Here is a 23,129-nt window from a genome sequence, read left to right as displayed (position 1 = left end):
TTACTCAAACAGATTAACTGTTGTCTTAAATAAGTCCTTATCTTTCTCAATATTTGCTTCATTTCCGACTACACATATACTGTTACAGCTAAGCACAGCTTCTACAAGGTCAGCAAAGCTTCTGATTGTCTCTTCATTTGCATTAAGCACTTGTAATCTTTCTCTTTGAAGATTCTCAATGTTTTCCTCATTGAAATATGCAGACATTGAACGGCTTCCCTTAGACAATGCTGTAAGTGGAACATCCATACTGCTTATCGTTCCAATGATATATTTAGTCATATTTCTCTCATCTGTCGTGAAGTTTCTGATATATTCAGGTACTCCGTCAAATACTTCATTTGTTTTTCTAAGATTAGGATCTCTGTATGAAGAAAAATATGACTCACCTGATTTTCCAAACATACAATTACAGCCGTACGCACCACCCTGCTCTCGTATATTTTTCCATAAATACTCACTATTCAATATAGTCTTTAGAACTCGTAATGCACCATTGTATTTATATCCTGCTTTAGAGAAATCACCAGTTCTTGTAACGTATTGAACCTGTGCTGAAGTCTTAAAGCCCTCATTCTTCTTATCTATTACAATATCATCTATCGATGCCATAGCTGATCTGTCATTTTTACTTAACTTATCTGCAAGCTTACCAAAACTATCCTTAAAATATGCATAACCATCATCATTAGCTGTATAACTAACTACCAGATTGTCTTTTCTGAACACATATTTCTCAAGAGTTCTTAATTGTTTTACTAAATCTTCTTTATTAGCCTCAAAGTTGCTTTCCAGATTCTCAATAAATTTATAATTTGATATTCCTTTAAGTTGCTCTGTAATTGCACCTATTTTAGAAATATATGAAAAATTTCTTATAACTGCTGCCGCATCTGAAGAACGCATAAGCGAACCCTGCAGGTTAGATTTTCCCTCACAGATAATCTCATATAAACGTTTAGTATCATCTAACTTCGTTCTAAACAGAATTTCTTCAATAAGTTCAATGGCCTTCTCTACTTTCTCGAAGAATACCTTTGCCTTTACTTCAAATTTAATATTATATTTATCAGTATTTGAAGCATTTCTGTATACATTAATTTCCTGATAGATACCACCTGTATGAATACCCATTTCATTACTAAGTTCGGCATATGTGTAATTCTCAGTATCCATATATCCTAATGTGCCTTTTAATACTACAAGATATGAAAGCATCTCATAAGGAATGTCAGTTACATCAAAGCATAAGCTTAAATATCCGATTCCATTTGTAAATATATTATGTCTTACTACTGTAATCCCATCCTCACTAACTACAGTATTATAGAATGGCTCAACTTCTTTTGACAAATCTTCCCTGCTAAGAACAGGTATTGTATCTAACTGTTCCTTAGTCGATGGTGTCTCCTGATATTTCTTAAGATTCTTAGTTTTCTCTACTAATTTATCTATCTCTTCTTCTGTCATCTCTGATTTGATTTTAGCAAGTTTCTGTCTGAGTTCTTCATCTTTTCTTGTAGTAAGTCCTTTTTCAGGCTTAAGAACTACTAATGAAGAATGTGTATTATCTAAGAAATATTTCTTAATAAGCTGCTCATAATAGTCTGTATCAAGCATCTCCCTTAATTTTGCAAACTGTTCATTCTGTTCTAAATGTCTGAATGGTTCAGCATCATCATATAACCAGCTGTCAAATACCTGAAAGCTGAACATAAGTCCCTTAGGATATGAACCAAAATCATTTTCTCTGTATTGGAATTCGAAGAAATTAAGTGCAGCTAAAAGTGAGTCTTTATCAATTCCATTCTTAACAAGCTGCTCTAATTCTTCTCTGATTGTTGCTACAAATTCATCTTTATCTTCGGCATTTGCATTCTTAGCTGTGAAATTGAAATATGGCTGTAAAATATAGTTATTATATCTTCCTGAAATATCTTTACCTATACCCTTTTCTAAAAGTGCCTGTTTAACAGGTGCTCCTGGCATAGAAACAATCGCATATTCTAATATCTGAAGTGCAAGATAAGTCTCTTTATCCAATATGTCCCCGGTTACAACATTGTAAGATAAATAGGTATTATCTCTCTCACTTTCACTTTCTGAGATTGAATAATTCTCTACAACTTCTCTCATCTTCGAAAATGGTTTCTGATATTTTATCTCAGAATCAACCTCAATATAATCGAATTCACTAAGATATCTTTCGTCAATCCATCTAAGTGTCTCCTCCATATCCATATCTCCATAAATATAGATATAACTGTTAGATGGATGATAATATTTCCTATGGAAATCTAAAAATTTCTCATAAGTCAGTTCAGGTATATGGTCAGGGTCTCCACCTGATTCCACGCCATAACAGGTATCAGGGTAAAGTGACTCTGTAATTATTCTGTCAATAACATCATCTGGTGACGAAAATGCACCTTTCATCTCATTATATACGACACCATTGTATTTTAACTCAGCATCCTTATCCTCTAAACTGTATGTTACACCCTCCTGGCTGAATATCTCTTCTTTCTCATATACATTGGGATGAAAAACCGAATCCAGATATATATCCATAAGATTATGAAAATCTTTATCATTAGTGCTGGCAACAGGATATATTGTCTTATCAGGGTATGTCATCGCATTAAGAAATGTATTAAGTGAACCCTTTACTAATTCCATAAAAGGGTCTTTTACAGGGAATTTCTCCGAACCACATAATACGCTATGTTCTGTAATATGTGCTACTCCTGTACTGTCTTCAGGTGGTGTTCTGAAACCAATTGAAAATGTCTTGTTATTATCATCATTTTCAATTAATATAACTCTTGCTCCTGATTTATTGTGTCTCAAAACATATCCTATAGAATCTATGTCTTTTAATTCTTTTTTCTCCTGAAGTGTGTATTCCTTTATATTCTCTATATTCATTGATTTCCTCACTTTATATATTTTTAATAGTAATAATCCAATATAAATGAGATTATACCACAATATATAAGTAAATGTAAATTTTATCTTATGACTCTATATAATCCCTTACACATTTTGGCATATTCTCTACATTACAACCATACTGGCTCAAAAATGCCATAACAAAACGCTCAATTCCATATCCGATACAGCCCGACACAACATTTTCCACTCCCGATACACCTATATTAAATGTATGAGAAAATGTTTTGCCATGCCTGTTAAATGATGCAACCGATATATCTCTATTATTATCATACTCTAATCTCAACTCATATTTTGCCTTATTATGCATTTGGATAAGTTTATACCTGTTCATATTAGGTGTAATAAATAAATCTGTTGCACTCTCAATATCGCCCTTTAATCCAAGCTCTACCATAAATCTGCTCGTCTTGTTAATCATTCTGTTAATTGAAGTGTCAACATATTCTTCACTTCCCACAAACACAATCTCTCTTACATGATAGTCTCTTAAGCGGCCAAATTCATTGTTCTTATCCTTTTCATTTCTAAATACATTCTGTAAAAATGTCAGACTTGTATTATCTTTAAATACCGTATCCTTATATCTTTCATAGACATGAAAGCAGGCAGACGGAGATAATACTGCATTACTATCCTCAACATACATACTGTTACCCGGATAATTATTAAGGTATTTCGTCTTAATCAAAGTATCTTTAGAAAGTAAGACCGGATATCTTTCTTCTATTGCCGAGTTAATTATTGCAAATTTCTTAAATACTTTGTCAAAATAATCAAATAACCTTGCTGAAATTCCATTAAGACATACACCGCCATTTTCAGTCCTAACAATATTTCCCTGCTTAAGTATCTCATCTAATGAATGAAATTCGCAGTTTACCTTATTAATATACAGATATTCCTTTTCATCATTCTTAATACTCTCTAATATATCAGTATTATCATTATTATTCCTGCTTATGGCTTCATTTATAATCTCTAACATATCCTTTATGTATTTAGCCTCACTTATTCTTATAATATATTCATCTAATTCAAAATCACATATATCTTCAACATCAATTATAATGTTCATAATTGTCAATGAATCAAAACCGTTTTCCACACTAACTTCTGTGTCTGGTGTTAATATAATCTCTTTCTCTGAATCTATATTATCTCTGCATATATTTAATATCTCTTCTTCCGTCATACTATCCTCATTTCTGGCAATTTATCACTTATATTATTCTTTAATTATATTTTTAAGTATTCTATTTTCTTCTAATGTAAGTCTCTTCGTTTCTTCAATTACCTGATTAAACAAATCGACATTTCCTTTTATTCCTGCTTTGAACATATTCATTATAAGTTTATCCCAGTGTTTCACTATTTCCTGATACTCCTGGTATTTCTGATTCTGATAATCATGATTCTCAAAATCTGAACCAGAAGTGAAAATATTGTCAAATATAAACTTTTTAGACTGTTCAAAGCCCTCGATTCTAAGCTGTCTGTTACATTCTGCCATAACACCTTTAGTATCAATATTATTGCTAAATATACTCTGCATATCCTCTAATAATGAAATAAAACATCTATAGCCTCTGTATCTTTTCTTATTTGATAACAATGGATTTTTCAAATAATCTTTTAACTGATTATTTCTGGCTGCAATAACCTCTTCTCTAATTCTGTCCTCTTTAAATGCATCTCTTTCATATCTAAGAATCAGATATTCATTGTTATATGTATTCCAGTTATCTAATAAATCTTTATCATCTATTTCACCACTATACACATCTTTATCTGTGACAGGTGGACAGGCATCATATATCATAAAATGATTTTTCTCATAACCAACTACAGTAATATAATGTGATATTTCCTTATCTCTTGAGAATTTCTTATTGTATGGCAATGATGAACTTGATAATCTGATAATAATTCTTTGATATTTTTCTAACATATTGATTAGAAATACTTTCTTATTATCAATGCTATCAATGTCCTCTTCAATATAATTATCCCATACACTGTCAGGTGCATATTTTCTTACAAATCTCTTATTAGCTTCATATTGTTCCGTATATATCATATGAGCGCCATAATTTCCTGTATAATGCATATTGAAACCATTTCCAAGGAAATATATGTCACTCATATTTATGTGTATGTTATCATTTATTAACCAATTATATATACAGGAATTAAGACATTCTATTCCCTGCTTCATAATTAGTCTCTCTTACTTAATTCATTAATTATTTCTGACGAATCATAAATTTTATTTTGGGAAACTATCTCGCCATCTTTATTAACGGTAACGCAATATAAATTCTTCACCGCATACTGATTGTCGATATTCTTCACGCATAACTTGTTATCACCAATAGTCACACAATCGTATGTTCCATCATCAAGCTTTAATCCAGCATATGAAATATTTTCATTACTATCTTCTTTTTCACTAGAAGTATTATAATCTTTCAATAATTTATTCTCTTTCCAATAAAAACTGTATGATTCTTCCGGTGTATATAATTCAATTATCTGACCATTATTATATGTCCTGAAACTGCAGGCATTATCCCCCTGATTCATATCACAATTAATATATTTTACATCTAATGAATTAACTACCTTATTTTCTTTTACAGAATATACAAATAAGCCATAATAATCTTTAAATACCAATATCTCGTCATCACCATATACAAGTTCTGTATTTACAACCTTAAGTTCATCTGTTACATCTGCATTTTTAACTTCTATACTTTCTGTAACACTATCTGATAATTCGATACTTTCCTTTGTATTGTAATTTTTAACATTCTTATCTGATTCATTTTTATCTGAACATGCTGTTATACATACCATTGTTGTCAGCATCGCAGCCATTAAAATTCTCTTTCTCAATGTGATTTCTCCATTTCATTTGCTTAATATATTAAACACTATATAAATTATTTGATATTACTTAGTCTTAAATCTTATTTAACTGTTACAATTTCTCTTCTCCATACCTGTGATTCAGGTTCAAGGAATGTTTCATTGCAATCAACTTTCACATTACTTTCTGTTATTTCCCAATTCTTAAGATATCCATATTCTTTTACACTCTTATTGTTAATAGTTGAACTGGCAAATACATCTTCATATTCACCTGTTTCAACGTTAAATTTTACAGGATACTGCCAGGAATAACCTGTATGTGTGTTATTCTTACATAATAATAAATATGTATCACCTGATGTTGCTTCTGTCACAATATAAACACTAGTATTCTCTTCTGGAGCAATATCCTGCTTATAAAGAAGTCTGTTACCATCTTTGCAATAATACCATTTTATATCATCTTCAAAATCATCTACTGTAATATGTGCTTCTTTGTAATTCTGTTCTAAATCAACATATGTGTTATTCTCCATCTTAACAAATTTGTTCTGATCCGGATTAAAAATTACATTATTCTTATAATCTATACCTTCATTATAATAATCTTTAACCAAGGTATCATTACCCTCTGATAATGACTTATCTATTTTTATATTATCACTGTCTGAATCAGCCTCATTTGTGTCTACACTTTCTACTACATTAACGTCTTTCTTACCGCCTAATTCTTTCTTACCTGAGCATGCTGTTAAGCACACCATTGTTGTTACCATTGCTACCATTAACATTCTTTTTCTCATTGTTTTTCCTCCATTTCACTTTCATAAATTTACATCGATTATAACCGACTCGACATTTTTAATGTCCATTATGTTTTTCAAATAATTAATATCTGTTATTTTTAATTTTTAGTTGTTTCTCCAATTATTGTTCCTCCTGCTTTCTTCTTCTCACCTTTTACTTTGTCTATCTCTTCAGCCATTTTTATAAACTCTTTGTTATTGCATGCTTTACCATTGAATTCCACATATTCGCCATCTCCATATTGTAATACGTACAATTTATATAAAACATTTGTATCATTAACAAAATAAATATTTGACCAGCCACCTACTATACCTTCAGGGCACCCTAAATCATTATATTCCGGTTCAATTAGCGCCATCTTACTTTTAAATTCATCAATAATTTCTTTATCAGTAATAGAATAAACTCCACTATCATCATCTATTCTTATCTCTGTAATCTCATAATTAGTAATATCTTTTATATCTTCCTTCAGATTGTCTTCAGTATTAAGATGTTCTAATTTAGTTGTCTCTTCTGTGCTGGCAGCTTCACCTATAGTTTGATTATCCACATTGTTATTACTTTCTGTTGATTGTTTCAAACTTCCACATGCAGTTAATACTACTGCTACTAATGCTACAAATAAAATTCTCTTTCTCATAAAATCTCTCCTTTACTTTACAACATATGTATATTTTGCTATTTTTTATAAATTGAATTAAATTTTTGGCTTTAGATTTTATTTAAAGTATGCCCTTAAACATTGCATGACTATAATAATAAATATAATCGAACTCACAATATATGGTAAAATAGCCTTTTTATTATTTCTATTTTTGATTAAACATACTATATTAACTATAACCATTAATATTGCTGTTATTACAATCACTTGATTATTTGTTACAATATTAGTAAAATCTAAAATTATATTAATTAACATAATGCTTAAAATTATTAATGAGATTTTTTTTGTCTTTTCATTCATATATTGTACCTTTCTAAACTTTTGTTATAATTTTCTATATTCAAACTATTGCTAGTATACAACATATCCAAAATCCATTTTATTTTTTTATAAATCCTGCAATATTTTATGTATCTATATCATAAGCAGTTCCATTTATATATATTTTTCTAATCTTTTTAATATCTTGAACTTCTTTAAATAAATAATATGCATAATTGGTATCTGTTATTTCTGTATAATCTTTTCTAAAATCTGACTCCGAATATATATCATTAATATTCTTTTTCGAACCATCTGAATATTCAAGTTCTATATCAAAGCCTGCAGCACAATTATACTTATTCTCATCATTACCTGTAATAAATATACCTAATGGCGATAAATATATTCCATTTGCCATTTCATAAGTTTCATTAACTGTATCTTCTAAAGCAAATTCTTCTATACAGGTATTCTTATTAAAATCATACAAATATATATTTCCACCAAAATGTGGTACGTCATAATATAATATTACGGTATTCTGCTTCATAACATAATCCGTCGGTATCATAGGTATTATGTCAGTTTTATCATCTGTAATACCTAACTTATCTTCATTTATTCCAATCATCTTTAGCTTATCTATAAATGCTGTATATTTTAGTTCTTCACCAATTTCCATATATTCTTGTCCAAACTCCGGATTTGTAATTGTTATTTCGATATATGCTATTTTAAGTTCTTTTTCGTAAATGTACGATAATTCTATTGTATATTCATTATATTCTATAAAATTCTTTTTTTCTGATAACAAATCTTTAATTTTTACCTTTTTGTTTTCCTTGAAATATTTATTTATAAAATTATTTCTCTGAAGTTCTATCTGAGCATTATCTATTTGTTTGTCAGTTTTATCATTTGCAAAAGTACAAATAATTGAAATGATATATATTATAATAACTATGCTTAACAAATATCTAATCTTTTTTCTTTCTTTGCACTCAATAATACATATTATACTTGATACTATAATAATTAATGAGGTTACTATATTAAATTCAACAATTGTAATTACATCACTTAAAAATAATAATATATTTAAAATTGCTATTACACTAATAAATATCCAACTTGTTTTTTTTGTATTCACAATATAAATTTCCTTTCTTTATATAATGCTACTTAAACACATATTCAAAACTATTGCTATTATACAGCGTATCCAAAATCTATTTCACTTTTTCATAAATCTTACAATATGCAAATACTTACTATGTATATTGTAAGATTTTATATAGTATTCTATATGATATATACTAACATCTATATGTTATTCAGGAAAATATTCCTTACCATCTACAGTTACGCTTTTTATATCATCTAAAACAAAAAATCTTTTTGATGCTAAATATTTATCATGTATAGTTTGTTCATAACCTACAGCAGTATAACCGCCTATACCTTCTGTAACATCATACAGATCTATACTACTTCCATCTTTATAATTTATTTTAATATTCTCCATTTTACCTCGTCTCTGATTATAAACATATTTGTTATCTACTTTAAAACCTAATGGAGAAATATAAAAACCTTCTATATTCTCATCATCTACTTTTATTTCTATATAATTACTTTCCTGTGGAAGCTCAATATGTAAACATTCTGTATTTTTCGAAAAATATTCAACATTTATACCAAAATCAGTAGCTCTCTCAATGTATGGTCCCCATATACAAATCTCATTGTCACTTATTACTTCATATTCATAATTTTTAAACAATTTTTTTTCATAATGCTGGATTCCACGTACTGCTCCTGATGGTATCATTCCATCAAAAAGTTCTAGTTTAAAATCTTCACATATAAATGCATAAAAGTCAGGTAAATTACTTCGCATAGACGACAAATTAGTGTTTTTACTCTTAATAGTCAATTGATATGCACCCATTCCGGTCGCAGTATCATATATAAGCTCATCAACTGAAAATGTTAAATCATCTGTACTTGTTTCACCTACATTCTTGATTACCAGTGAATTAAGATAGTCTTTTGTTTCTTTATCTTCATCACTAAATAATTTATTAATGATAGTTTCATATTGTGAATCATCTTGTGTTTCTTTTGATTTTCCGCCACTATTTTCGCAAGCTGTCAGTCCAATTAATAATATTAATACTAATTGAACTATCAAAGCCTTTCTTAATTTCATTGGCATTCTCCATTCTGTTATTCATTTTTCTGTTTGCTTTTGTTTTATTATATTTATGATTTTCTATATTTAAGCTATTGCTATCATACATCATATCCAAAATCCACTTTACTTTTTGTAAATCTTATTCTGTTACAGGTTTGTATTCATTTCCATCAATGATAACTGATTCAACATTTTTAATATCCATTATATTTTTAAAAGGGGCAATATACGCATAGTTTCCGGTTTCACCACCTATGCCACCGCCATCTTCTCCACCCAGAAGACTTGTTCCTTCTTTCACAATTACTTTATCTTCAGTTCCATCATTATATTTGAGTATAACAGTATCTGGTTTTATGAATTCATCTCTATTAATTCTTATACCCATAGGTGATAAAATTACAATTTCTTTATCAAATTCAAATTTTTTAGTATTTGAAATACTTATTAAATTAAATTCATATAATGAACCAGCTTTATTCCTTTCTACTAATAGAATTTTATCTTTTGCAGAAGGTGCCCACACAGTATTACTAAGTCCTTTATAGAAATACATTTTATTTCCATCAATAACACTTTCTTCACGACCACTACCACCTGCATAATCTATAAGTGAATATTTTTCAAAGAATTTATTAAGATTATCTGTTTTACCATCGTTCTGTTGAATAACAAATACAAGATATCCTATTCCAACTTCCGAATCATATACACTACTTTCTAATGTGACTGTATAATCGTCTAATTCTATTTTCTCATCATTATATATTGTCATATTTTTAATATATTCTCTACTTTCCGGATCAAAAAACATTTCTGTTATATCCTTCGGTCCGTTACCATATATCCTATATACGGCACCTGCTCCGCAACCACATATAAGGATGAGTGCAATTATAAAATAAATAATTTTTTTCTTCTTCATACATTGCTCCTTTCTAAGCTTTTACTATAATTCTCTATATTCAAACTATTGCTGTTATACAGCATATCCAAAATCCATTTCACTTTTTATAAATCTTACAATATACAAATACTAACTATGTATATTGTAAGATTTTATATAGTATTCTATATGATATATGCTAATATCTATATGTTATTCAGGAAAATATTCCTTACCATCTACAGTTACACTTTTTATATCATCTAAAACAAAAAATCTTTTTGATGCCGCATATAATGAATGATAAACCTCTCCATTGCCGCCACCACCTGCTCCTTCAATTATGTCATATAAATTCACACTATTTCCATCCTTATAATTCACTTCAACATTTTCCATTTTACCTAAACGAAGACCATCAACACATTTTGTATCTATCTTTACACCAATGGGCGAAATATAAAATCCTTCTATGTTCTCATTATCAACTTTTATTTCTATATGATTATCTTCCTGTGGAAGTTCAAGATGCAAACATTTTGTGTTTTCTTGAAAATCTTCAACATTTATATCAAAGGTATTACCTTCTGCATATGGTCCCCATATACAAATTTCGTTGTCATTTATTACTTCATATTCATAATTTTTAAACAATTCTTTTTCATAATCCTGGGTTTCCATTACAGCTCCTAATGGTATCATTCCATCACAAAGTTCTAATTTAAAATCTTCACATACAAATGCATAGTAGTCTGGTAAATGATTTTTCATAGTTGACAGATTAATACTTTTGCTCTTAATAGTTAATTGATATGCACCCATTCCAGTTGCACTATCATATATAAGTTCATCTACTGAAAACGTTAAATCATTGGTACTTGTTTCACCTGCATTTTTAATTACCAGTGAATTAAGATAATCTTTTGTTTCTTTATCTTCATCACTAAATAATTTATTAATGATAGTTTCATATTGTGAATCATCTTGTGAATCATTTGATTTCCTATCAACCGTTCCACATGCTGTAAAACTGACTACTGATATCATTACCAATTGTAACGCAATTAATTTTCTTAGTTTCATTCTCATTCTCCATTCTGTTTATTTAAAGAAATACTTTTTTTCACAGTCACCTTTTTCTCTTACAACAGTTATTTTATCCTTAACACAATCTAAATTTCTTAATATGAATTGTGTAATATTTAATGCATGACTGGTAAATTGATATTTTAATCCTTTAATATCATAAACTTGCTTAGCTCTAGTGTGAAAATAATAGGACCCTATTGTAACATTGTCACTATCATCTACTTTTCTTATATATGTACACATCATTATATTTATACTATTTACTTCGCGTCTATATACCTTTCTTTCATAATCTTTTGGCACCAATGTATCATCCATCAAGTCAACAAACGCATACATTCTATGATTCGTAATTGCAACATTTCCAGAATCAAGGGTTCTATTAAGATCTGGGCTATTTTCATTAACATAATTTTTAATTAATTTTTTTTCTTCTGTTCCATGAGAAGTTGATAACAATTCACCTGTTAGTTGTCTACGTACCGTATCTGTATAATCTGTTGTAACCTTAGCATACGTTTCCCTATAAGCTATATTAGAATTATCATATTTAGCATTATCATCCCACGATACAATAGCCACATCTAACATTCTATTTTCAGGCATTGTAAGCCATGTATAGTTTGTTATTAATTTATAATATTGTTTATTACCCAGTTTTTCAGGAACTATAAGTATAGATTTTTTTAAATATGTTCCTTTCATATTATCACTATTATCAACACTATTTATGGTTTCATATGCATATACATTAACAGGTTTTAAACCTACTGCCTCTAATACATCATCTAATACTGTATTGTCATCTTTTTCTTCCATTTCTGAAATATCAACATCATAATATTTTTCAGCAATAACAGCATTTATTTCATCTTTTGTAAGTTCTACCAGACTACTTTCTGCTATCACTGTATCATCTGAAGATTTTACTGTCTCGTTTTCAGAATTATCATCTGCATCACTATTATCTTCATCAGGCTCTATATATTCATAAAATGAAGTATATACCTGTATATCTTTATTAGAACTTTTCATCAATTCTTCTAATGTCTCATCATCTAATTTTTCTATTTCCTCATCAAATAAACCATTTTCATTAAGATATCTTTCCGTCTTATTATCTAAAAGTTCTGTTTTATTTTTCTTTTCCTCCTCAACTTTCATATTTACATATTTTTCGTCTTTTGCATCTTCAAATATAGTTATTTCATTTTCTTCAACTACTACACTTTCACTGGCATATGCAATATTATTAAACATTACCAAGCTCATCAATGTAGTCATTATCATTGCTTTTGTTCTTCGCATTTTTCTAAAACTCCTTTTTTCTTTCTTCATTCTATACTTCTCTTACAAAGTATCTCAGTTTGCCATTATCCTCATCCGGTAGAAACTCATCATAATACTCAAAATCAAATTCTGTATCATATAATCTCTCTTCAGCGATTGATTTTAAAAACAGGTTTTCAACATCTCTTTCACCTATTCCCGCATCTATGACATCCTCGTCTAACACCAGATAAACTATAAAGTATGCATATTCCTTTTGTACTACTCTGAACTGTAATATTATGTTATCCAACTTAATATTTACTGTTTCTATAGCTCTCACAAATATATATGCATTTATCCTGCTGCCATCACTTAATACAATATAGTCATTAACTCTTCCTGATGACAATTTTAATACAGGACTTTTATTTCCACATTTACATACATCGTGATTGTGGTCTATTACTCCTCTGTCTCCGATTTTATATCGAATAAAAGGCATTGCATGATTATTTAATGTGGTTATAATAATACTTCCATCTTTACCATCTTGTACCTCCTTCCCTTCATTATCCACAATCTCTACATATATGTTATCTTCCATACAATGCAACTTATTATGAGGACATTCAAACGCAATCGAATTAGCTTCATGGCAACCATATTGATTAGCTATTTCACACTTAAATACCTCTTTTAATTTCTGTCTGGTGCTTTCTAGTAACATTTCACCTGTTAATTCTATATACGATAAATTCTGTATTTTATCTATGTTGTTTCTAGTCATTGCCTTTGCTAATAATAGTGCAATACTAGGTTGCAGATTTAACCATCTTGGATTGAATTCTTTTATCTTCATACATATCCAGTCCATATTTTCATCATTAAGATTAGCTTTACTAAAACCAATCCTAAGCTTGTCTTCTTCATACTTAATATTTCCATTGGTCTTGTATCTATCTGTATTACCAATAGTATAGAAATAACACATCTTGTCCCCAGGATTAATTCCATAATATTTCTTTCTGTATATCCATAATGATAAAAGCGATTTATTAAAATCTGTCTTATCCCAATATACATTCAGGCACTTTCCTGTCGATCCTGAAGTCTGTAGCATTATAATGCTACCATCATTTTCCATACCATAATCTAATGAAATGTTAACTCCATCTCTAACTATTTCATCTTTACATATAATAGGCAGATTCTTCATTTTCTCTGTTACATTTTCTTCTGTCATCTCTTCAACAATATCTGACATCTGCTTTTTCATATAGAATGGTACTCTTTCATATGAATACTTTATCATATTTAATAGCTTTTCTTTATTCACTTTCTTTCTCCATTACACTTTATAGTTTTTCCACATATATTCCCATTTTTTAATTTGCACTATAATTTATATGTTTTTTATTTTTTGCTTTTCACTCAACCAGTCTAATAATCCACGATAACTATTAATTATTTCCATTACATTATCTTCTCCAATTAAATCTATGTTGAATTTTTCTTCTACATTCGTCAGAAATATCATTATATGCAAAGAATCAAACTCCAAATCTTTGAATAAATCTATTTCTTCCTTTTCTCTTATTGCTTTCTTCAACGCTTCATCTTCAACCATTTTCTCTAAAATATCTCTTAACTTCTTATCACATTCATACATTTCATTATTCATTACTTCACCTTCTCCTTTTGTGTTTTATATGTTTTTACTGTTGAATTTCTATATATATCATTTGAGAACTTACATTCATCTTCCAACTTATCATGTCAATTATCTTTTTAGTATTCTCTGATGTTTGTACACAATGAATACTTTTATCTCTGTTTTCTAATATAATTTTAATTCTTTTATGTAAACCTGTATCAAGGCATTTTTCTATTTCACATACTACCTTATATTCCGGATAATCTGCTTCAATTTTTTTCTCCATATCTTTTAAATCTATTCTATGTCCATTTATCTTAACAGTTCTGTCACCTCTGCCAATTATATAGAAATAATTATCTTCATCTATATATCCCAAATCTCCGGTATTAAGTATTCCTTTTCTTTCATCACCTTTAGACAAATCAGATAATTCATATGCGTATCCCATAGTTACATTTTTGCCCTGATATATAATTTCACCTTGTGTATAGGGTTTAGAAACTACATTGCCATTAGTATCTTCTAACCACATTCTTCCATTCGGAATCGGAATACCTATGCTTCCTGATTTTTCTTCAGCCATATTCCAGGGTCTGTAACTTATCCTTGCAGTCGCTTCAGTCTGACCATACATAATAATGAATTTCTTTCTATTAGTTTTTGCATATTCAATAAAATATTGTTCTTCTGTAATTCCAATCTTTCCTCCTGCCACAGTCATTGTTCTTAATGTGTCTAATTTCCATTCTTTAAATCCCAGTTTCAAAAGCATTTCATATGTATACGGAACTGCTGCAATTGAAGTTCCACCGTATTTATTAAAGAAATCCCAAAACTGACTCTGGAATGGTCTCAATTCAGTAAGCAATATTGTCCCTCTGCTTTTCAAATGAGTATTAATAACAGATAATCCATATGTATAGTTCATCGGTAATAGAGTAATTGCTCTGTCTGTATCATCTATATTCAGATAATTTATAATATCATTGGTATTAGCCTCTATATTGTCTCTGCTTATCCTTACCAGTTTATTACTTCCAGTTGTACCTGATGTTGTAAGTAATAGTGCTAAATCTTTATGTAATTCAGGTTGTTCTATGTTATTCTCTATAAGACAATATCCGAATTCTCTATATATAATCTTATATTCTGCTACATTCTCTTTAATCCACATATCAGGTACCCATAAGAAATTAAATTTATATTTCTCAATATACACTTTTATGCTTTCAAAATTCATATCTCTGGAAATCATAAGTGGTACATTGCCTGATTTCAAACATGATACATATCCCACCATACAGCCAATTGTATTAGATGCTATTATAAGAATGGTACTTTTAAATATCATTTTTGAGCTGAATATTTCAATATACATTTTTAAATCATCATATGTTATTTTTTCATCTTTATCAGTTATAATTGCAATATTATTCATCTGCTACTACCATATAATCAAATTTAGTATTTAAAATCAAGTCAAAATAGACAACTTGTAACGAACGACACGTTTCACGTAACGAACGACATTTTTTTCGAAAAGTTTCTGTTTTTTTTATAAAATCCAGCCTTTTTGATGTCTATTTATATCGATTTTTATTAGTTTTTATTCTCTTATTTCTGTATTTTTGAAAAGTACTTTCACTTTTGAAGGTTTATTCCATGTTTTACACATCAAACCAACCTCCAGTCCATCATCGGTATTAACTTTCTGGCTAAATATTTGATATTCGTCTTGTTTCACTACTTTTCTGAATATAACTTCAGATTGGGTAATTTCTACTGATATCTCATATTTGTTATTAATGTCCAGATATAGTCCGTCATAACCAACTCTGTCTAAAATCCACTTTTCATTTCCTTCAAAACCACATATATAGTTTCTATTATCTGCGTATGTATGTATATATATTCCGGTCTGAAGCATTCCTTCATATTGCGAAACAGTGTCTCTCACTATCTCTATGCATGTATTAATTTTTATATTACTATTATTTTCTATGTGTCCTGAATAGATTTTAACTTTCGGTGCTTCATCTTCAATCCACCAGTTATATGTCCGCTTACCATTGAAATTGAATATTATTTTCTCATCATTTCCATATATTATTCCATCACCATTATTTATTTTCTCATATGTGATTTCATCTTTTATTTTATTTTTATTCTCATTATCAGATATATTTTCATTCTTATATAAATATTCAATAAATGCTTTTATTTCATTTTGTATATCATTTTCCGCAGCACTTATCTCATTAGAATTACAAGCAATAAATCTCCCCCTTGAAGCCTTTACAAGATTCACCATAATATAATTATCCCATAATTCATATAAGTTTTTTATCCTGCCCTGATATATATACCTCTTTTCAATATCATAATTAAAATCGGCCATTATACTCGCAATTTCTTCAAAGAGAACTTCTCTGTATTTATTAATGTTTATTAACTTCTTTTTAAATTCCTCCCGATAATATTTACCATGTTCACTATTATCTGCTGATACTTCATTTAACATTTCTAAAAGTTGTATCTGTCTGTATTCACTAATATTATCAATCTCTATTGCGTCATATTTCTCTAATATGTGAATCAATGCTCTTTTATAATCAAATTCTTTCTCTTGTTCAAGTGCTAAACATACATATTCATTTCCAAATCTTTTTCTATATTCCTTAGATGCCTGTAACAGAATATCATATGTAATAACAAATTCATCATACCTTTCACCAAGTTTGCCAAACTGTGTATTATCCACTATATTAAATGTTTTATTCTGTTCATCATATCCATTTACAAGAATCCAATGTCCCCAATCCCTTTTCATATAATACTCGCTATAAAATATATTTTTTAAATTTACGCCCACTATTACCGGAATTCCTTTATCGATATTTTTTCTTATTATATCTACTGTTGCTTTCCCATATTCAACCCTATTTATTCCAATTATCTCCCTGATACTCTTAAATATTGTTTCTCTTATATTTTCCCTGCCATCGCCAAAATATATCCCATACATTTTAGCTAAAATAAGATACAGGCTACTGCATTTGCTACTATAATAATTCATTGCAACGGCAATAGGATGTTCAAAACAAGTTACCTCATCAATGTAGTAATTCTTTGGCATATCATATACATCTAATTTTTTCATATGTAACATCCTCCGTTTCAACCTAAACAAAATATATTTTACTATTTTATTAAATATAATAACAATTGGTTTTCGTTGGTTTTTTAAATTTATTTCAGACTTTTTTGTTAGTTTTCGTTGGTTTCCATTGGTTTTCGTTAGAATTCGTTAGATTTTTAACAAAATATTTGTTAAAATATGTCAATTTGTGATGTGAATCTGCTACAAATATGTTATAATTAATATAAAATTGTTTCATCAAGAGAGGGCGAAATAATATGAATAAAATTTTATCAATTTTAATTATTGAAGATGAAGAAGAAGTATGTGACAGATATGTCGATTGCATTAAACCATTAGAATATTTTAATATTGTATCTATTACTAATGATTCTGCAAAAGGTATAGAATTAACCACATCAAGAAAGCCTGATATAGTAATATTAGACTTGGAACTACAAAGAGGCAGTGGTAGCGGGTTATCTTATATGGCATGGTATCGTGACTGCTATATAGAGAATAAGCCTATTGTCGTAATAACAACTCATAATCCAAGTGAACATATTCATAAAGCAGTTCGAAATATGGGTGCTGATTTTATATTTACTAAATTTGCAGATAATTACAGCGAAACATTTGTTATTGAACAATTAAAAATTATTGCAGATAATCTGACAATAAAGAAATCTTCTGAACGAAGCCTTAATGTTGCTATGTCTAAGGAACAGGATATCGAAAGATATAAACACTTATTATTTGATGAATTTAACAAGATAGGATTAAGTCCTAAACTAAACGGATACAAATATCTGGCTGATGCTGTGATTATTTATAAAATGTCTGTCACAAAGAATAGCATCTCTAAAGAATTATCAGACAAATATAAAAAGACGGCTTCTAGCATAGAGCGCGCAATGCAACGTGCAATAGAAACAACCTGGAGTCGATCTTCCATAGATGAATTATTTGAACATTATAAAGGAAGAATCAGTCATGATTCCGGTATTCCTTCAAATTTGGAATTCATTTCTTATTATGCCCGTAAATTGGATTTGTTGTAGAAATGCATTTATTATTTTGTAACAAATGTGTATATTAGTTATTTTTTGTAAATATACACATTTGTCTCTTTAAATTTAAAAATAGCTATTTTCCCCAAATTTTAGATAACATTTTCAAAATGCTTTCCATCATAAAAACATACCTCCTTTGAACTTGATGCTCAAAGGATAGTATTTTTTTATGCATGATATGAATTCATTTACGTCGTATATTTCAGTATAAAAACATTACTTTTTGTCATATTTTAGAATGGAGTTATTTATATGCTTGATGCTTTTATTAAATATTTTACACTTATTATATGTTCATTATATATTGCCCCTAAATTGCTTAACTTCAAGCAAGCCAAACACACAAGATATACTATATATAGTTTGATTTTTTCTTGTTTACTTTCTTGTATATATCTTTTATTTTCACATAAGTATTCTGTAATATATATACCTCTTGTCGGAATATCAATTTATATATTTATAAGATTATTCTATTGTAATATCATATCCACAGCTATATCCTGTACACTATATTCATACGCATTAAGTTATGTATTATTTGCAATTTCTGCGACATTAGTTACCTTTATTGTGGTTCCTCTTGAAAAAATTTTCAAGAATACAATTCCACTATCAATATACTTAATAATTGCTGTTGTGCAAATATCACTTATGATTTTAATTTTTAAAATTCGTCGTTTCAAAAATGGTATGCCATTTTTGAAATCAGAAAAATTTAATTATATTGGAATTTATATAGGACTTACAATTTTAATATGTGCAATCATTTTAAAATTTGCTGATGAAGATACATACAAATATTTTATACTTCCACAAATATTTGTATGTATCAGCTCCATTTTTATATTCATCTGGTGGCGTAGCAGGCTCAAAGCAACTTATATTAAAGCTGTTTATAATCGTGAACTTGAGATTCTAAAAAACGAACTGGCAACACTTAAGAGTGACAATGAAGTTCTATCTTCTCTTCTACATAAAGATAATAAGCTTATTCCCGCTCTCGAACTTACTGTCAGAAATTTTATCTGCTCAGATAATCCATCTGCACAGGATAAAGATAAAATACTTGCACAACTTAATAAGTTATCTATGGAGCGAAAAGGCATTATTAACAATTGCTCGACTTTTAATTCTACTCTTCCCTCAACAGGATATATGGTTATTGATGCACTTCTTAACTATATGATGCAGAAATGTTCTGCTTCTGATATAACTATGAACGTAAACATTATTGGAAATTTAGATACATTTATTGGTAAGATAATAGACGAAAGTGACTTTAACACTATACTTGCTGACCTAATTGAAAATGCATTTATTGCAACTAAATATAATAATGGCAAAAATATTTATATAAATATTAATTCAGAAGTTGAATTTCTAACATTAGACATTTATGATAGTGGCAATACATTTGATGATAATGTACTTATGAATCTCGGAATGAAACGTATAACAACTCATAAAGATAGTGGTGGAACAGGAATCGGACTTTCATCTACTTATGGTCTTTGTAAGAAATATAATGCCAGCTTTGTTATTACTGAAGATATTAATTCCGAAAATACTACTTTCAAGGATACCAATTCTAAAGATTTAATATCCGAAAAATCATCTTCGAATGTCATAACATTTACAAAAAAAGTTTCCATTATATTTGATGATAAATCAGAATATCGTCTCAAAACAAATAACGATTTTCATAATTTACAAAAGCTTGCAAAACGTGTCGATTTAATTATTGAAAATTAATCTCATACTACCGCAAGATACTTATAAATTTATTGACACTACACCAAAAAATTGGCATAATAATTTATGTCAGAAATGTATGTTAATGTATATTAAATATATTTTTGAAATCTTATAATATAGGTATTTCAAATTCATAAACACATTTATCTTTATTACCTATATTAATCTGAATACGAAAGGAATCTGAATATATGCAAAATTATATTATTACAAGTGATACAACATGTGATTTACCACTTTCCTATACAACTGAACATAGTATTGAAATTATACCTTTATACTATAATATGGATGATGTTGTCTATGGCGATGAAGTCAATATGGACCCATCTGAATTTTATAACAAAATGCGTAATGGCAAAATGCCAACAACTATGGCATGTAATCCCGAAGTAGTTGAAAAATGCTTCAGAAAATATTTAGACCAGGGACTAGATGTTTTACACATTTCATTTTCTTCTGCTCTTAGTAGCAGCTATAATACAACTGCTATAATAGCAAGAGAACTCTCAGAGGAATATACGAATAATAAAGTAATTGTAATTGACTCTAAATGTGCCTCTATGGGCGAAGGATTATTCGTATATAAAGCAGTTCAGAATCGTGACAATGGTATGTCAATCGAAGATAATGTCAAATGGTTAGAAGATAACAAGTTACACTTTTGTCATCAGTTTACTGTAGATGATTTACATCATTTACACAGAGGAGGCAGAGTTTCAAAAGCCGCAGCCATAATCGGCACAATGATTAATGTAAAACCTGTACTTCACGTAGATAATGAAGGACGTTTAATTCCTCTTAATAATGTCCGCGGAAGAAAGAAAGCCCTTAATGCCCTTGTTGACAATATGGAGAAAACCTGTAAAGGTTATGATAATGACATCGTATTTATCTCACATGGAGATTGCCTAGAGGATGCCCAGTATGTAGCAGAACAGATTAAGGCCCGTCTTGGTATCCAGAATTTCATGATTAACTATGTATGCCCTACAGTAGGTGCACATTCAGGTCCCGGAACATTAGCATTATTCTTTATGGGAGAGACAAGATAATGAACGTAGATAATACAATATTTTCAGAAAATAAGGCATCTTTTGCACACTTGCAAAAGGTGCTTTCCAAGCAATATGACAATGTTTCTATTCTGGTAGAAAAGACTTCCGGAAGAAATTATCGTTTTTCCAAAAGCGGTACAACTATAAAAGATAACACATTTTCTAATACTGGTGCTGTTATACGCCTTAATTCCTCAATTGGACTATACGAATATTCTTTTAATGATTTTTCATCTGATTTTATGAATACAATTCCATCAATTATTTCAGAAAACATTACTAAATATAATAGTCAGTCTTTAATTAGTGATTTTAAAATTCCAGATTCTTCTGATGAATTTATTTCCTTTAATAAATCTACGACATATGAAATTAATCCTGCTGATATGAACGATTCTGACATAACTTCCAAATTATCAGATATTTATTCAAAAGCTATTCAATATAGTGATTCAATAATTGATTGTGTATGCATTTACCAATACTTAAATATCCATAAAATGTTCTTATCATCCAATAAAGATTTAGAGCAGCATCTTATGTGGTCAAATGGTGTTTTACAGCCACTAGCTACTAAAGATGATAAAACACACTATTTTCTACAGACATTTTCAACACTTGGCGGTGCAGAATTATTAGATGAAATGAACTGTGATGTTTCATATGCCTGCAAATGTGTAACAGAGCTTCTAGACAGCACTCCTCCTGTTCCCGGTGAATATGACGTAATATGTCTGCCTGACGTAACAGGATTAATTGCCCATGAAGCATTCGGACATGGTGTGGAAATGGATATGTTCGTCAAAGACAGAGCCTTAGCTAAATCTTATATGAACAAACAGGTAGCCTCTTCCCTTGTAACTATGCATGATAATGCTGCTACTTGCAATGAATGTGGCTCTTATTTCTTTGATGATGAGGGTATGATTTCTAATGACACTGTTATTATCGAAAAAGGTATCTTGAAATCCGGAATCAATGATTTACAAAGTGCTTACATTTTAAATGTATCATCTACCGGCAACGGAAGACGAGAATCTTATGAACGAAAAGCATACACCCGAATGACTAATACCTATTTTGAACCTGGAACAGATACTCTTGAAGAAATGATTAAAAGCATAAGGTATGGTTTTCTCCTCGAAAATGCAGCCAGCGGTATGGAAGATCCTAAGAACTGGGGCATACAATGTATGGTTAATATAGGCAGAGAGATTAAGGACGGTAAATTAACAGGTAAAATATTCTCTCCTATCTGTCTATCCGGATATGTTCCTGATTTGCTTAAATCGATTACGATGTTTTCTGATAAATTAGAACTTAGTGGTTGTGGTTATTGTGGTAAGGGTTACAAAGAATGGGTAAAAGTCTCTGATGGTGGCAGTGCAATTAAAGCTCGTGTCAAAATCAGTTAAACTATAATA

The 23,129-nt window shown here is 29.3% G+C and carries 19 protein-coding genes; 4 read left to right on the top strand and 15 right to left on the bottom strand.

Translation table 11 applies throughout. The features are described from left to right. The 15 genes from OCV48_RS11600 to OCV48_RS11530 all read right to left on the bottom strand — a co-directional run bounded on the left by OCV48_RS11600 (position 1) and on the right by OCV48_RS11530 (position 17,837). Complete coding sequence (locus OCV48_RS11600) at positions 1 to 2,928, bottom strand: insulinase family protein (protein WP_147592015.1); 2,928 nt, start codon at positions 2,926 to 2,928, stop codon at positions 1 to 3. Between the two features lie 88 nt (positions 2,929 to 3,016). Continuing rightward, positions 3,017 to 4,150 carry an aminoacyl--tRNA ligase-related protein gene (locus OCV48_RS11595; RefSeq protein ID WP_021983138.1) on the bottom strand — a complete coding sequence of 378 codons (1,134 nt, stop codon included), beginning with the start codon at positions 4,148 to 4,150 and terminating at the stop codon, positions 3,017 to 3,019. Positions 4,151 to 4,183: 33 nt separating this feature from the next. After that, entirely contained in the window at positions 4,184 to 5,173 is a 990-nt protein-coding gene (locus OCV48_RS11590; protein ID WP_147592014.1) for a BtrH N-terminal domain-containing protein, read from the bottom strand. Between the two features lie 2 nt (positions 5,174 to 5,175). Then, entirely contained in the window at positions 5,176 to 5,856 is a 681-nt protein-coding gene (locus OCV48_RS11585; protein WP_147592013.1) for a hypothetical protein, read from the bottom strand. Positions 5,857 to 5,930: 74 nt separating this feature from the next. Then, a complete protein-coding gene (locus tag OCV48_RS11580) occupies positions 5,931 to 6,635 on the bottom strand; it encodes a hypothetical protein (RefSeq protein WP_147592012.1) in 705 nt (234 codons plus the stop codon). Positions 6,636 to 6,736: 101 nt separating this feature from the next. After that, on the bottom strand, positions 6,737 to 7,285 hold the full coding sequence (locus OCV48_RS11575; RefSeq protein ID WP_147592011.1) for a hypothetical protein: 549 nt from the start codon (positions 7,283 to 7,285) through the stop codon (positions 6,737 to 6,739). Positions 7,286 to 7,718: 433 nt separating this feature from the next. Continuing rightward, positions 7,719 to 8,726: a hypothetical protein gene (locus OCV48_RS11570; RefSeq protein WP_147592010.1), complete on the bottom strand. Its 1,008-nt coding sequence runs from the start codon at positions 8,724 to 8,726 to the stop codon at positions 7,719 to 7,721. A gap of 180 nt (positions 8,727 to 8,906) precedes the next feature. Next, positions 8,907 to 9,788 (bottom strand): hypothetical protein, encoded by an 882-nt coding sequence (locus OCV48_RS11565; protein WP_147592009.1) that lies wholly within the window; start codon positions 9,786 to 9,788, stop codon positions 8,907 to 8,909. A 124-nt stretch (positions 9,789 to 9,912) separates the two neighbouring features. Next, on the bottom strand, positions 9,913 to 10,698 hold the full coding sequence (locus tag OCV48_RS11560; RefSeq protein WP_147592008.1) for a hypothetical protein: 786 nt from the start codon (positions 10,696 to 10,698) through the stop codon (positions 9,913 to 9,915). 174 nt (positions 10,699 to 10,872) lie between these two features. Then, complete coding sequence (locus OCV48_RS11555) at positions 10,873 to 11,742, bottom strand: hypothetical protein (protein WP_147592007.1); 870 nt, start codon at positions 11,740 to 11,742, stop codon at positions 10,873 to 10,875. Positions 11,743 to 11,760: 18 nt separating this feature from the next. After that, positions 11,761 to 13,086: a hypothetical protein gene (locus OCV48_RS11550; RefSeq protein WP_147592006.1), complete on the bottom strand. Its 1,326-nt coding sequence runs from the start codon at positions 13,084 to 13,086 to the stop codon at positions 11,761 to 11,763. A 1-nt stretch (position 13,087) separates the two neighbouring features. Beyond that, positions 13,088 to 14,356, bottom strand: a complete 1,269-nt coding sequence (locus OCV48_RS11545; RefSeq protein ID WP_147592005.1) for a phenylacetate--CoA ligase family protein — start codon at positions 14,354 to 14,356, stop codon at positions 13,088 to 13,090. A 66-nt stretch (positions 14,357 to 14,422) separates the two neighbouring features. Next, positions 14,423 to 14,701, bottom strand: coding sequence for a phosphopantetheine-binding protein (locus tag OCV48_RS11540; RefSeq protein WP_147592004.1), 279 nt, complete (start codon positions 14,699 to 14,701; stop codon positions 14,423 to 14,425). A gap of 34 nt (positions 14,702 to 14,735) precedes the next feature. Next, complete coding sequence (locus tag OCV48_RS11535; protein WP_147592003.1) at positions 14,736 to 16,115, bottom strand: AMP-binding protein; 1,380 nt, start codon at positions 16,113 to 16,115, stop codon at positions 14,736 to 14,738. Positions 16,116 to 16,283: 168 nt separating this feature from the next. Further along, complete coding sequence (locus tag OCV48_RS11530) at positions 16,284 to 17,837, bottom strand: BtrH N-terminal domain-containing protein (RefSeq protein WP_262559729.1); 1,554 nt, start codon at positions 17,835 to 17,837, stop codon at positions 16,284 to 16,286. Between the two features lie 257 nt (positions 17,838 to 18,094). Between OCV48_RS11530 and OCV48_RS11525 the strand changes: the two genes are divergently transcribed. From OCV48_RS11525 to OCV48_RS11510, 4 genes are all read left to right on the top strand, one after another. Further along, entirely contained in the window at positions 18,095 to 18,877 is a 783-nt protein-coding gene (locus OCV48_RS11525) for a sporulation initiation factor Spo0A C-terminal domain-containing protein (RefSeq protein ID WP_021983151.1), read from the top strand. Positions 18,878 to 19,543: 666 nt separating this feature from the next. Then, positions 19,544 to 20,644 carry an ATP-binding protein gene (locus OCV48_RS11520; protein WP_262559727.1) on the top strand — a complete coding sequence of 367 codons (1,101 nt, stop codon included), beginning with the start codon at positions 19,544 to 19,546 and terminating at the stop codon, positions 20,642 to 20,644. Between the two features lie 194 nt (positions 20,645 to 20,838). Beyond that, positions 20,839 to 21,702 (top strand): DegV family protein, encoded by an 864-nt coding sequence (locus OCV48_RS11515; RefSeq protein ID WP_147592001.1) that lies wholly within the window; start codon positions 20,839 to 20,841, stop codon positions 21,700 to 21,702. Continuing rightward, positions 21,702 to 23,120: a TldD/PmbA family protein gene (locus tag OCV48_RS11510; protein ID WP_021983154.1), complete on the top strand. Its 1,419-nt coding sequence runs from the start codon at positions 21,702 to 21,704 to the stop codon at positions 23,118 to 23,120. The genes OCV48_RS11515 and OCV48_RS11510 overlap by 1 nt, the downstream gene beginning before the upstream one ends. Positions 23,121 to 23,129: the final 9 nt, after the last annotated feature.

This window comes from Bovifimicola ammoniilytica (genome assembly GCF_025567085.1).
Lineage (GTDB): Bacteria > Bacillota > Clostridia > Lachnospirales > Lachnospiraceae > Bovifimicola > Bovifimicola ammoniilytica.
Note: the sequence above shows the minus strand (reverse complement) of the source record. Positions and strands in the feature narration are given on the sequence as shown.